This window comes from Spirosoma utsteinense, assembly GCF_014282275.1.
In the GTDB taxonomy this organism is placed as follows: domain Bacteria; phylum Bacteroidota; class Bacteroidia; order Cytophagales; family Spirosomataceae; genus Spirosoma; species Spirosoma utsteinense.
In genome coordinates this window covers 1-13,566 of record NZ_VFIA01000071.1, presented here as the reverse complement: position 1 = coordinate 13,566, position 13,566 = coordinate 1, and the positions used below count along the sequence as shown (strand labels likewise).

12 protein-coding genes are annotated in these 13,566 nt (G+C 45.4%); 10 read left to right on the top strand and 2 right to left on the bottom strand.

What is annotated here, in order from left to right; genetic code table 11:
* The first annotated feature begins 525 nt into the window (after positions 1-525).
* The 10 genes from FH603_RS26480 to FH603_RS28790 all read left to right on the top strand — a co-directional run bounded on the left by FH603_RS26480 (position 526) and on the right by FH603_RS28790 (position 10,945).
* Complete coding sequence (locus tag FH603_RS26480) at positions 526-1,515, top strand: aldo/keto reductase (RefSeq protein WP_186742046.1); 990 nt, start codon at positions 526-528, stop codon at positions 1,513-1,515.
* Between the two features lie 58 nt (positions 1,516-1,573).
* Positions 1,574-2,482, top strand: coding sequence for an alpha/beta hydrolase (locus tag FH603_RS26475; RefSeq protein WP_186742044.1), 909 nt, complete (start codon positions 1,574-1,576; stop codon positions 2,480-2,482).
* Between the two features lie 400 nt (positions 2,483-2,882).
* Entirely contained in the window at positions 2,883-3,731 is an 849-nt protein-coding gene (locus FH603_RS26470; protein ID WP_186742042.1) for an aldo/keto reductase, read from the top strand.
* Positions 3,732-3,778: 47 nt separating this feature from the next.
* Positions 3,779-4,087 carry a DUF1330 domain-containing protein gene (locus FH603_RS26465; RefSeq protein ID WP_186742040.1) on the top strand — a complete coding sequence of 103 codons (309 nt, stop codon included), beginning with the start codon at positions 3,779-3,781 and terminating at the stop codon, positions 4,085-4,087.
* A gap of 202 nt (positions 4,088-4,289) precedes the next feature.
* Positions 4,290-5,057 (top strand): SDR family NAD(P)-dependent oxidoreductase, encoded by a 768-nt coding sequence (locus FH603_RS26460; protein WP_186742038.1) that lies wholly within the window; start codon positions 4,290-4,292, stop codon positions 5,055-5,057.
* Between the two features lie 5 nt (positions 5,058-5,062).
* The gene (locus FH603_RS26455; protein WP_186742036.1) at positions 5,063-6,154 is read left to right on the top strand and encodes an FAD-dependent monooxygenase; all 1,092 of its coding nucleotides are present in this window, start codon (positions 5,063-5,065) and stop codon (positions 6,152-6,154) included.
* A 711-nt stretch (positions 6,155-6,865) separates the two neighbouring features.
* Positions 6,866-7,345, top strand: a complete 480-nt coding sequence (locus FH603_RS26450; protein WP_186742034.1) for a (2Fe-2S)-binding protein — start codon at positions 6,866-6,868, stop codon at positions 7,343-7,345.
* 23 nt (positions 7,346-7,368) lie between these two features.
* Complete coding sequence (locus tag FH603_RS26445; RefSeq protein ID WP_186742032.1) at positions 7,369-8,010, top strand: hypothetical protein; 642 nt, start codon at positions 7,369-7,371, stop codon at positions 8,008-8,010.
* An 18-nt stretch (positions 8,011-8,028) separates the two neighbouring features.
* The gene (locus FH603_RS26440) at positions 8,029-10,281 is read left to right on the top strand and encodes a xanthine dehydrogenase family protein molybdopterin-binding subunit (protein ID WP_186742030.1); all 2,253 of its coding nucleotides are present in this window, start codon (positions 8,029-8,031) and stop codon (positions 10,279-10,281) included.
* Between the two features lie 400 nt (positions 10,282-10,681).
* Positions 10,682-10,945 (top strand): cation:proton antiporter domain-containing protein, encoded by a 264-nt coding sequence (locus FH603_RS28790; protein ID WP_317171313.1) that lies wholly within the window; start codon positions 10,682-10,684, stop codon positions 10,943-10,945.
* Between the two features lie 98 nt (positions 10,946-11,043).
* Here the strand turns inward: FH603_RS28790 and FH603_RS26430 are convergent, their stop codons facing one another.
* The gene (locus FH603_RS26430; protein ID WP_186742028.1) at positions 11,044-11,910 is read right to left on the bottom strand and encodes an aldo/keto reductase; all 867 of its coding nucleotides are present in this window, start codon (positions 11,908-11,910) and stop codon (positions 11,044-11,046) included.
* Positions 11,911-12,016: 106 nt separating this feature from the next.
* A complete protein-coding gene (locus tag FH603_RS26425; RefSeq protein WP_186742026.1) occupies positions 12,017-12,913 on the bottom strand; it encodes a helix-turn-helix domain-containing protein in 897 nt (298 codons plus the stop codon).
* Positions 12,914-13,566: the final 653 nt, after the last annotated feature.

Sequence of the window (13,566 nt, the reverse complement as noted above, 5' to 3'; positions counted from 1 at the left end):
CGTCGCACCATCTGTTTTTCCAAGTCGGTTTTAATGCACGACACGGTGATTGGGTTGCTGATTAACCATCTCTTTTTCAAGCTTAATATCCACTTTTAAGGCACGACCCAAAAAACCAGTTATGAAAACAGTCAAATTGAATAACGGCGTAGGCATGCCGATTTTAGGATTAGGCGTGTTCAGGGTAGCGGACCCGCAGGAATGTCAAGACAGCGTTTGCAAAGCCGGTTACCGGCTGATCGATACTTACTTCAATCGCTGCAAAATATAACAAGAGTGTAGCCCAGGTTATACTTCGCTAGATAATTCAAAGAGATGTCGTTGTTATTCCAAAGTCGGTTCGCAAAGAACGAATGGAAGAGAATATCAACGTCTTCGACTTTGAACTTTCGACCGAGAATAGGGAAGCCATTGTTTCACTGGATACAAAACAACGTCTCTTCCTCGACCATCGTGACCCTGCCATGGTGAAGTGATTAGGTGAAGTCACCTTTAATATTTAATTACTTACAAACAATTATAATTATGAAAACAAGAAAATTAGGTAACAGCAATCTCGAAGTCTCTGCTTTAGGACTTGGTTGCATGGGAATGAGTATGGGTTACGGTCCTGCTGCCGATAAAAACGATATGATTAAACTTATCCGTGCAGCAGTTGAAAAAGGCGTCACCTTTTTTGACACCGCTGAAGTATATGGTCCATTTACCAATGAGGAACTCTTAGGTGAAGCATTAGCTCCTTTTCGTGGACAGGTTACGATAGCCACTAAGTTTGGTTTTAAAGCTGCCGACGACGGCAAATGGAGCTTATTAGATAGTACTCCAAAAAATATTAAGCAAGTTGCGGAAGCCTCTCTAAAACGTCTTGGTGTTGATGAAATAGATTTGTTTTATCAACATCGTGTTGACCCAAATGTTCCTATTGAAGAAGTTGCAGGTGCTGTAAAAGAACTAATTCAGGAGGGCAAGGTGAAGCATTGGGGACTTTCAGAAGCAGGTGTACAAACTATTCGCAAAGCACATGCTATACTACCGGTTGCCGCTTTGCAAAGTGAATATTCTTTATGGACAAGAACGCCTGAACAGGAAATTATTCCAACACTTGAAGAGTTAGGCATCGGCTTCGTTACGTTTAGTCCACTTGGTAAAGGTTTTCTTGCAGGTAAGATTGACGAAAACACAACGTTTGACAAAACAGACGTCAGAAACAACCTTCCACGATTTCAGGATGAGAACAGACAAGCCAATCAGGCACTGGTTGATTTGTTAAACAACATTGCGGCCCAGAATAAAGCGACACCTGCGCAAATTTCCCTTGCCTGGTTATTAGCGCAAAAACCATGGATTGTTCCCATCCCCGGCACTACCAAAATGCACCGTCTCGAAGAAAACATTGGTGGAGCCGAAATTGAGCTTACATCAAATGATTTGCAACAGATTGAAGATGCTGTAGCTAAAATCACTATTCAGGGAAATCGTACTACCGACGCTTTGGAAAAATTGTCTGGTCGTTAATCAGTACAAAAACAAGCTATCAGATAGCCCTTACAGTTCGTAGTTTAAACAAATAATAATGAAACCAGTAAAATTCAAATCAAACGGATTAGTTCTATCAGGAAATTTATATTATCCTGAAAACTTTCAGCCTGGTAATGAGCCAACTTCTGCGATCGTTGTGGGTCATCCAACGTCAGGTGTAAAAGAACAAACTGCGGGACTTTATGCAAAAAGATTAGCCGCAAACGGTTTCATCACCTTAGCATTTGATGCTGCTTACCAGGGTGAAAGTGAAGGAATGCCTCGTGGTTTTGAAGACCCTACGCAGAGAACCGAAGACTTTAAATCTGCCGTCGCATTTCTGACTACATTAAAAGAAGTAGATCCTAAAAGAATTGGTGTCTTAGGAATTTGTGGATCTGGTGGTTATTCGCTTGTAGCAACGGCAACCGACCATACTATTAAAGCCCTTGCAACCGTCAGTGGTGTCGATATTGGCGATTGGTACAGAAAAGGATCTGAGGATGATCAGGATCCACAAGTGATTCAAAGTATGCTTGATGCAGCAGCAGCCGACAGACTTGCTACATTAAATGGTGAGGCACCTGGGACGTATAGCCTTCGTATTACCGAAGAGCAGGCAAACGCTTTGGGCGGTATTAACTTTGAAGCTTGGGAATATTATTGCACCGATATAGGAAAGCATCCCAACCAAACAAATTTTCCGCCTTTGAGTAGCCTAGATCGTATTGCAGGTTTTTACTCGCCCTCTGTTGCCCATTTAATTGCACCACGGCCCGTATTACTAATAGCGGGAGCAGAATCGCAAACTTTATGGTTGACAAAAGACGCCTACGAAAAATCAAACGAGCCCAAAGAATTGTATGAAATTAATGGCGCAACGCACTTTTCTCTTTACTACAAAGAAGAACACGTAAATCCAGCTGTTGTAAAGTTAACCGAATTCTTTAGGTCAAATTTGTGAGTTTACAAATTGAAAATGAACGCCCGATTTTTAAAAATCGGGCGTTCATTGCATTCGGTGGAAACCAGGTGTGCCCTGTATGAGCTAATAAAGTAAACGCTAAATGGCTAGAGTATTCATTACAGGGTCGACTACCGGGCTTGGTGAACTGCCTGCTAAAGCATTGGTTGCAAAAGGCTACAGAGTTGTGGTACATGCCCGTAACGAAAAAGGGCTGCTGACGTGAGGAAAATAGAATCAAAGTTAATAGTCTAATAAGATAGCGACTTGGCAGTATCCCAAACTTTAGATCGATAATGTACGCTTGATTTGATTATTATACGTTTCGGTTTGATTGTCTTTATAAACCGTTGGTTTTTCACCAGACCTTTGTCCTAGTCAACGAAACAAAAAACCAGTTATGAAAACAGTCAAATTGAATAACGGCATAGACATGCCGATTTTAGGATTAGGCGTATTCAGGGTAGCGGACCCGCAGGAATGCGAAGACAGCGTTTGCGAAGCCATCAAAGCCGGTTACCGGCTGATCGATACAGCCGCAGCCTACGAGAACGAAGAAGCCGTCGGCAGAGGTATTAAGAAGAGCGGTGTTGACCGGCAGGAACTGTTTATAACCACCAAACTCTGGGTTCAGGATACAGGCTACGAAAGCACGAAAGCGGCATTTGCCAAATCCTTAAAAAAGTTACAGCTAGACTACCTTGACCTTTACCTGATCCATCAGGCATTCGGCGATGTGTATGGATCGTGGAAAGCCATGGAAGAACTTTATAAGGACGGTAAGACCCGGGCCATTGGCGTCAGTAACTTCTATCCTGACCGGTTAGCCGACCTGATGGTTCATAATGAAATTGTACCGGCGGTCAATCAATTTGAAACACACCCCTACTGGCAGCAAATCGAAGGGCAGCAGTATTTGAACGAGAACAACATTCAACTTGAATCCTGGAGCCCCTTTGCGCAGGACAATACGATTTTCGATCAGCCTTTATTAAAAGGCATCGCCCAAAAGTACCAGCGTTCAGTGGCACAAATCATTTTGCGCTGGCTGACCCAGCGCGATATTGTCGTCATCCCCAAGTCGGTGAATAAGGACCGTATCATTGAAAATTTTAACATTTTCGATTTTGAGTTAAGTGCTGACGATATGGAAGCCATCAAAACGCTGGATACCGGCAAGTCAACCATTTTCGACTACCACGATCCGGTTAAGGTTAAATTTTTAAGCGGCCTCCGGTTTAAAATCTAGGATTAACGACAGCATAAACAGATAAACGGTACTTAAAATTGTAAATGATGGAAAACCAAACAATGCCAAAGGGCTATCTTATTGCCACTTTTACAATTCATGATCAGGCCATGTTTCAGAAATATGCAGAGGCCGGAAAAAACCTGGCAGCAAAGTTCAATGGACGAGTTATTCTATCCGACTCCAATCCAAAAATATTGGAAGGTAAATCTGAAGCAATTATAGTAGTAGTGGAGTTTGCAACTCATGCGGATGCAGAGCGATGCTATCATTCTCCAGAGTACACGATAGCAAAGCAATTTCGTATTGCGGCAACAACAAGTACAATTATTCTGGCAGAAGGACTGACACAATAGACCTAATGATGAACCTCATGGAACTATACATGAGGTTCATATTAAAAGGATCAAGTAGAAGCAGAAAAAGGGATAGTCGTAAAGAGACAACTTCAGGATTTACGTCAAGTCATAGAAAGTAACGTAGGCAAAAGGAAAGCGGATACCGCTGATAACGTATTGGCCGAAGTAATAGCCTCCAGAAAGGAATACTAAATAAAAAATGGCCAGGATATTCATCACCGGATCAGCCGACGGTTTAGGTAAATTGGCGGCAGGCGCCTTGATTAACCAGGGCCATCAGGTGGTTTTACATGCCCGGAATCAGAAGCGGGCGCAGCATATATTAACCCAAATTCAGGGTGCCGAAACGGTAGTAACCGCTGACTTGTCCAGCATAGCCGAAACAAAAAATCTTGCCCTGGAGCTTAATGCTATCGGGCGCTTTGATGCGGTTATTCATAATGCAGGGCTTTACCAGGTTTCTAATCTTGACCTCAGTGTTGACGGTCTGCCGGTGCTTCTGGCAGTGAATACCATAGCGCCCTACCTGTTGACCAGTTTGATGGACAAACCGGGAAGACTGATCTATTTAAGTTCGGGAATGCACTTGCAGGGTGACCCAACGTTAAGGGGTTTGGCCGGAACGAAGCCCAGGGTGTCTTATTCAGATTCCAAACTGCATGACCTCATCTTAGCCAAAGCGGTGGCCCGAAAATGGTCTGGTATTCATGCCAACGCCGTCGATCCGGGTTGGGTACCGACCAAAATGGGGGGTGCGGGTGCGCCGGATGATCTCGAAAAAGGGTATCAAACGCAGGTTTGGCTGGCGGCAAGCCAGGACGTTAAAGCGCGGGTAACGGGCCGCTATTTTCATCACCAGCGTTCCGCAAATTATTTATCGAAAGCAGATGACATCAGCACCCAGGAACAATTCCTTACCCTGTGTGAGCAAATTAGTGGTGTGCACTTTCCGTCACAAAGTCATTAACATAAATGAATAAGCAACTCATAGAAAGTGAAACGTCTGTCGTTGTCGTCGGCGCATCCCTGGCCGGTTTGATGACTGGTATAGCCCTGGCCAATGCCGGACTGAACGTAACTATAGTAGAGAGAGCAGGCGCTGAACGTCGTAGTGGCGCAGGCCTTCAGGTGAATAATGGTGAAAGAGATATATCAACAACAGCAAAATATCTTAGAAAAATCACTTCAGGCGGTAGTAGCTCTGTTGAGGCATGGTCATCCATAGAAGCTCGTTTGCGTCGTGAAGCACAGACTAATCCTCAAATCGACTTACGGTTTAATACCCGTATTCAGGCAGTCCATCAGAATGATGAAGCGGCCTGGGTCATTACGGATAAAGGCGAAAAATTTAGCGGGGATATGTTGATTGGTGCCGATGGTTACCGAAGTACAGTGCGTCGGCATGTGGCACCTGATCATCCAGATGCCACGTTCGCTGGCTACCTGATCTGGGTGGCCATGGTGGACGAGCAAAATATCCCTAAGCAATACCGCCCTGGTCCTAATCCGGGTTTGGCTATGCCAAATGGCAACGGAGATTTTTTACTGGGTTTTGTGGTTGCCGGCGCTGATGGGTCCTGCACTGTAGGACAAAGAAGATTAGGTTGGGCCTGGTACGACAACACGCAAAATGATTTGCTAAGGCAACTTGGCTGTGTAAAAGGAAACGTTGTACAACATTCATTAACAGGGGCAGACATTCCCACCGAAACGTTAGCTAATCTGTCAAAAAAAGCAAAGCAAAGATGGTCGCAACCCTGGTTAGCGGCTATCGAACACAGCATTCAAACCCGCAACCTTGTAGCAACTCCCATTGTTGAATATGTGCCTGAAGTCTTGGTACAGGGACGCATTGCACTTGTGGGCGATGCCGCCCATGTACCAAACCCATTAACGGCATCCGGATTTAATGCTTCACTGGAGGATGCAGCTACATTGACAGATTGTTTTATTAAAGAAAATGATGTGACGGAAGCATTGCTTCAATATCAATCGCGTAGGTTAAAACAAGTACGCCAGATAGTGCAGTCAGGGCAATCTTTCAGCCGTTCTTTCGGTAGATGATTCCATAAATGGAGCGGGTGTTGGGAATCCTGTTCTTGCTACTATCCTGTCAGCAGAAACACAGGTGGCACAAACTGGCACAGGCGATAAAGCCGAAATTAGTAAAACGTATAATAGCGCAACCGGCAAATTGCTAGCCGGCAACCGCTTCTAATACCATTCACAAATATACCCAGTCAACGCAGGTAGGCCACTATCAACTATGGAATCCAGATTTTCCTGGGGTTTCTACTAATTTGAAACCGGTTTAGAACATGATGCCAAACGTTTGATTATTGTAAGTATTAGTTTGATTAGTATAAAAAATTTCGAGTTATTATACTAAAATTTGCCTTTTGTAAAGGCAATTTATGAAGAAACGTAAATTGATTATTGCAATTTTTAAGATTACAGCCCTAGGACGCCAGATAATTTGGATAAAGGTTCGTATACTCAGGTATGGCTGGGAGCAATGATGGTCAGGTAAAAGTCAGCGGACAGTATTTTCACCATCAAGCGAAGGACCAGTAGTTAAGTGAGGCTAGCGACACTAGAATCCAGGAAAAATTTCTTTCGTTCTGCGAAACACGAACAGGGATTGTTTTCCCAACCCAGGTGGGTCGTTAATTTCATGAAGAGCAAGGACGTTTTGGCAATAGTTAAAAAGATAACGGGCACAATACCAAAGTCATTTCGGATTCAGCATTCTTGTAACAAGTTAAAAAACGCATCATGGCCAAGATCACATTAAACATCAACAAAAAGGAGTACCCAATGGAAGCTGATCCGCAGATGCCACTACTGTGGGCCATTCGGGATCTGGCCGGTCTAAAAGGCACCAAGTACGGATGTGGGGTAGCCCAGTGCGGTGCCTGTGTGGTGCATTTGGACGGAGAAGCGGTCCGTTCCTGTGTTACCAAAGTAAGCCGCGCGGCCGGCAAGCAGGTTGTGACCATTGAAGGGTTATCAGAAACAAACAGCCATCCGGCTCAACTGGCCTGGCAGGAAATAGATGTACCACAATGCGGTTATTGTCACTCCGGCCAGATCATGTCGGCGGCCGTATTGCTTCGCGAAAAACCCGACCCGACCGATCAGGATATTGATGATGCGATGGCTGGAAATATCTGCCGTTGTGGCACGTATCTGCGTATTCGCAAAGCGATCCATTTGGCGGCCGACATGCAAAAGAAGACAACGACAAAGGGTTAAGCACATCCATATTAGAACCATCTATGAAGCAAGATCCAAGTAATAGGGCAAATCAGTTTGTTTCCCTCAAGGCGGCCCTTTTTGTGTCCATACTCCTATTCATCTTTGCCGTCGGAGCGTCTGCATTTAGAAAAGATGCGCCAGTAAAGGAAGTCAGCCTGAACATCATTAACCGTGATAGCACGGAGTCTGTTAAGGCTTTTGAAACAGTTTATAAAACACTGATGAGCCCGCGCTGTATGAATTGCCACCCGGCCGGCAATGTGCCGCTGCAAGGTGATGACAGCCATTTGCACGCCATGGCACCGAAACGTGGGGTTGAGGGAAAGGGCGTTTCAGCCATGAAATGTTCCAACTGCCATCAGGAAACCAACACGCCTGGTCTGCATATGCCGCCCGGTAATCCAGAATGGCATTTGCCACCCGCTACTATGAAAATGGTTTTTGAAGGAAAGAGCGCACATGAATTGGCTGAACAGCTGATGGATAAAAAGAAAAACGGCAATAAGGACATTAAAAAGCTTATTGAGCATGCGGACGACGGGCTTGTGCTGGCTGGCTGGAATCCGGGAGAAGGCAGGACATTGCCACCGGTAACCCATGCCGAATTCAAAAAAGCCTGGATAACCTGGCTTCAAACGGGTGCTTACGCTCCGAAGAAGTAACCACAAACTAAAGCCAACATGAACAACGACAAAACAGCCTTAGACAGGCGCTCGTTTCTGAAAGCCTCGCTCATTTCGGGCGGAGGGTTGATGCTCAGCGTGAGCTGGTTATCCAGTTTTAAGGCTGCCGATAAAACAGAGACCTTAAACTTACCGGATCAATGGGCGCAGCTCAATGGCTATATCCTGATCACAGCCGATAATAAAGTGAAACTCATTTGCCCCAACCCTGAATTTGGGCAAAACGTAATGACTTCCCTGCCCATGATCGTGGCGGAGGAACTGGATGTAGATTGGAAAAATGTCACCGTCGAAATGGGTCCGCATGATGAGGTAAAATTAGGACCGCAGTTTACGGGCGGAAGCAATTCGATGAAAATGTATTGGAAGCCCCTGCGGGAGGCTGGCGCGGCCGCCAGGCAAATGCTGCGTGAAGCAGCGGCCCAGACCTGGAATGTGCCGGTCGGTGAAGTAACGACCAAAGCCGGTATATTATCCCATTCAAATGGCAAATCGGCTAAATACGGGGACATGGCTAGTAAAGCGGCTAGCGTTCCTGTGCCAAAAGAATTTCAACTGAAAGCACCAAAGGATTTTACGATTGTAAGGCATTCCAAGAAGAATGTAGAAGCCCAGAAGATCGTGAGCGGCAAGCCGGTTTTCGGGCTGGATTATAGTGTGGATGGTATGTTGATCGCGATGATCCAGCACCCGCCCGCATTTGGAATGAAACTCAAATCATTTGATGCCGCCGAAACGCTGAAAATGCCGGGCATTAAGGATGTTTTCACGCTGAAATTGTATGAGGACGGTTTTGAGCAGGGTGGTTTTGATACCCGTACCTTCAATGAGCTGCTGGTGGTGGTGGGTAAAAGCACTTGGGAAGTGATGAACGCCCGAAAAAAGCTGATCGCCAACTGGGAAGCTGCCGGTGATTTGAAAAATACCATAGGAGGCAGAAATGGGAAAACGGAGGTTACTGTTCCCGGTACTATTGAAAGTACACGTACTCAACTGCAGCAAATGCAGGAATATGCAGCCAAGCCAGCCCAGTTACTGAGAAAAGACGTTGATCCTGAAGCGGCTTTTACTAATGCTGCCCAGGTGATCGAACGCACCTATAATGGGCCCTTCCTGGCCCATAATTGCATGGAACCCATGAATTTCTTTGCCCATGTGACAGACGAAAAAGCGCTGTTGGTAGGCCCCTTGCAGGCTCCCGGCTGGATAGAACCTACACTGGCCAAACTATTAAACCTGCCTGCTGACAAAATTGAAATCCAAATGACCCGTATGGGGGGCGGTTTCGGGCGCAGGGCGTATGGGCATTACCTTTCGGAAGCGGCACTGATTTCAAGGAAAGTGAAAGCGCCTGTCAAGTTAATGTACACCCGGGAGGACGACATGACTTACGGTATTTATCGTCCCATGTACACCGCGACTTATCGTGCCGCGTTGGATGCCAATAAAAACCTGATTGCTTTTCATGTAAAAGGAGGTGGCATACCCGAACATCCCATTCATGCCAACCGTTTCCCGGCCGGAGCTGTAGATCATTATTTGGCCGAAGGCTGGCAGATTCCGTCCAATATAACGATAGGTGCTTTCAGGGCACCTCGTTCCAATTTCAATGCAGCTGCTGAGCAGTCGTTTCTGGATGAAGTGGCAGAAGCCGCAGGCAAAGACCCGATTGAATTCAGGTTGGAACTGTTGAAAAGGGCGAAGGAAAAGCCAGTGGGCAAAAACAATGAGTACGACGCGGACCGCTACGCCGGCGTACTTGAACTGGTACGCGACAAATCGAACTGGAACAAGGCGGGCAATGAAAAGTACAACCGCGGTGTGGCTGCTTATTTCTGTCACAATTCCTACGCGGCTCATGTCGTCGATATGGTAACCCGGGATGGACAACCTTACGTAGAGCGCGTGTTTAGTGCCATCGATTGTGGTATCGTTATCAATCCGGATGCGGCAACTAATATGGTGCAGGGAGCCGTCGTGGATGGCATTGGGAATTCATTCTATGGTGCCTTAACCCATAAGGATGGCGTTCCGCAGCAAAGCAATTTCCACAATTACCGGATGATCCGCATTCATGAAGCGCCAAAAAGTATTGACGTTCACTTCGTTCAAAACGACCTGGATCCAACCGGCTTAGGGGAACCACCCTTTCCGCCCGTATTTGGCGCAGTGGCCAATGCCTTGTACAAAATGAAGGGGAGACGCTTTTATAATCAACCGTTCAAAGAAGAAGTAGAAAAGGTTATCTGAAGACATTCATAAAAAACCTGGTCATAGCGATCAGGTTTTTTTATGTAAAGCGTCCAGCAGTCGCTACCATCGTTGAAGAGCCCCAGATGTATGTCAATGAAAAACCTGGGTATTAGCAAACCCTGACAATGAACTATAAAACTAAGTTTACAGACAATAGAAGCGGGTGTTTTGTGTTTGACGTATCGGGTTAACAGCCATCAATCTGTCTTCGTTTTGTTTTTAACAGACTCGTCATGCACGACCAGTTTAGTCAATTTATTTACTTGATTCTGATTATTCTGGCGCTGATCATGGTAGCCAACAAGCTGCGCCTGGCTTATCCTATTGTGCTGGTTATAGGGGACTGGCGTTAAGCGTCAGGGACGAATTTTCGCAAATCGCCATAAGCCCTGACCTGGTGTTTCTTATCTTACTGCCGCCGTTGCTTTATGAAACAGCCTGGAAAGAATTCTGGCGTTGGCGACGGGTAATCACCACTTTTGCTTTCCCTATCGTCATCGTTACCTCGTGTGTCATTGCGCTGGTATCCCATGCCCTCATTCCGGGTTTCACGCTGTCATTAGGCTTTCTATTAGGGGGTATAATCTCACCACCGGATGCCATTTCGGCAACCACCATCATGCGGCAGGTAAACGTACCCAAGTCCCGAATAGGCGTATAACCATGGCTCATACCCATGCAGCCAAGTCCTATCGTAGAGACTTCAAGACCACTTTTACCTAACACTCTTTTTGGCATAGTTTTACGTGTTGAGGGTAATTAAATATCAAATTTGACTTCACCTAACCATTTCACCGTAGCAGGGTCGCGATGGTCGAGGAAGAGACTTTGGTTGGTATCCAGTGAAACAATGGCCTCCATATCCTCCTTCGACAGGTCAAAGTCGAAGACATTGATATTCTCTTCCATTCGTTCTTTGCGAACCGACTTTGGAATAACAACGACATCTCTTTGTATCAACCAGCGAAGAATAACCTGGGCAACACTCTTGTTATGTTTTGCAGCGATCGAAGTAAGTAGATCATTGGTGAACATGTCGTTCTTTCCTTCCGCAAAAGGGCCCCAGCTTTCTATCTGAATACCATTTTCCTGTAAGAAGTTTTGTGTTTCGATCTGCTGTTGGAAGGGGTGCGTTTCGATCTGGTTAACAGCCGGCACAATCTTGTTATGGCTGATCAGGTCTACAAGCTTGTCGGGATAGAAATTGCTAACCCCAATGGCCCTGATCTTTCCTGCCTCGTAAAGCTCTTCCATGGCCCGCCATGAGCCATATACATCGCCAAAAGGCTGATGAATTAAATACAGGTCGAGGTAGTCTAACTGTAACTTTTTCAAGGATTTTTCAAAGGCTTTCTTTGCGTTGTCATAGCCTGCATCCTGTATCCAAAGTTTAGTGGTGATGAAAAGCTCTTCCCTTGGAACCGCATCGGCGGACCGACCACTTCTTTTAATGGCTCTTCCCACGGCTTCTTCGTTAAGATAAGCAGCCGCTGTATCGATGGACCGATACCCTGCCTGTATCGCATTGTATACGCTTGTTTCACATTCTTCGGCATCAGGTATTTGATAAACACCAAAGCCTACTATCGGCATTTCAACACCATTGTTTAATGTTACTTTTTTCATATTGTCAAGATTTGCTACTGTATTTTGCAGTAATCCATTTACAAACACAAAGTTCAGCGTAACAACTCGGGCAGACTATCGCCATTCAAACCATCTATTGCGAAATTCAAACATGGCGATACGTTAACGGACTTGACTCGGTATGCTTTCGAAAGAAGTTGTTGAAATGGGCTGGTTGACCAAAACCCAATGCATAGCTGATTTCAGAAATGCTCCATGGCGTATTACGGAGTAGTATCTTAGCCTCCTGCAGTATGCGTTCGGCAATAATCTGTGTGGTCGTCTTGCCCGTTGTTTCTTTGACGACACGGTTAAGGTGGTTTACATGGACGTTTAGCCGTGGCGCAAAGTCGATGGCTGAACGGAGGCTGACCGCTTGCTCTGTGCTGTCAATGGGGAACTGCTGTTCTAATCGTTCAAGGAATGAGACCGTAATTCGTTGTGATGCCGTAAGGACTTGCGTACGCAGATTTTCATTGGGTGCCATTTTCATCGCCAAGTGCATTACTTCCAATAATAAGGCCCGGAGCAGGTCGTACTTGTGTAGGTAGTCGGACCGCAATTCTGAGAACATGCGTTCAAACAACAAATTTGCCTGGCTTGCTTCCTCTGCCGTAAGTTCAAAGAGGGCATGCCCGCCCGGTTGAAAAATGGAATACTGGGTTGGATTCGCTAAACTATGAAAGAAGTCTGGACTAAAGACGCAAAAAAAGCCACCTGTTATGCGGTCCCTTTGTTCCCATCCAAAAGGAACCTGGGGGTTATCAAAGACAAGAGCATGTTTTCTTACGTCGATTTTCTTGTCTGCGTACAGGTATTTGCCAGGACCATGCACCAGTGTTATGTTGTACCAGTCCCGTTTGCGATAAGGGGAAGGTTTAGCGCCTTTGCCAACATCATCTAAACGAAAGACATTAAAATGACCGAGTTCATGGCGCAAGTTGCTGGGAAGCCATGCTTTTCTGGCTTTATATAGTTCCTCTATTGTTTCGGTATGTGGCATTATACAAATTTGCAAATTTCAAACCGAACATTTTTGGAGTTGCTTTGAGGCAACTGATAAATTAAAATTCAGTGAAGTGATAAAAAGGCTAAAACGGAATTAGTAAGTACGGGGTAAAAGCAGGCACTAAAAGCTCGGGGCATTATTTCCTGCTTTAAGAACTCCGAGTAGCTGACTTGTCCTGAGTTTATTCGGAGGTTTACTTGAATGATTATGGCACGAAATAGAATCGATGCTTATGTCAAAAGCAAGCACTTATGGCCGTAAGTGCTTGGCTGTAATGGCTTGCTGACGGCTGGCGAGTTAACCGGTGTTAAACGAATGGTATCTTGTGTTGACGTTTTTCGGGCGTTTTTTGTAGACGAAGGAATAAACATATTTATTCGTCTTATTTCAAAAGACTTTTTCGTTACTTTTTCAATGTAAGCAACCCGGCCACCAGTGCATTTCCAACCACAGGGTAGTATCGATTAAGTTGCAAACTTAGAGTAGAACGCTGCCCGCACAGGCGACCCGGTCGTATGATCTTTATACCTTTTTAACTAGTACTCTTCCAACTTAATAATTAGAATTGACTGATTTATTTATTGGGTTAACTTTCTCATACCAGCTTTTAAGTTTATCTCCAGCGCTGGCCACTGTAAAACTCCAAT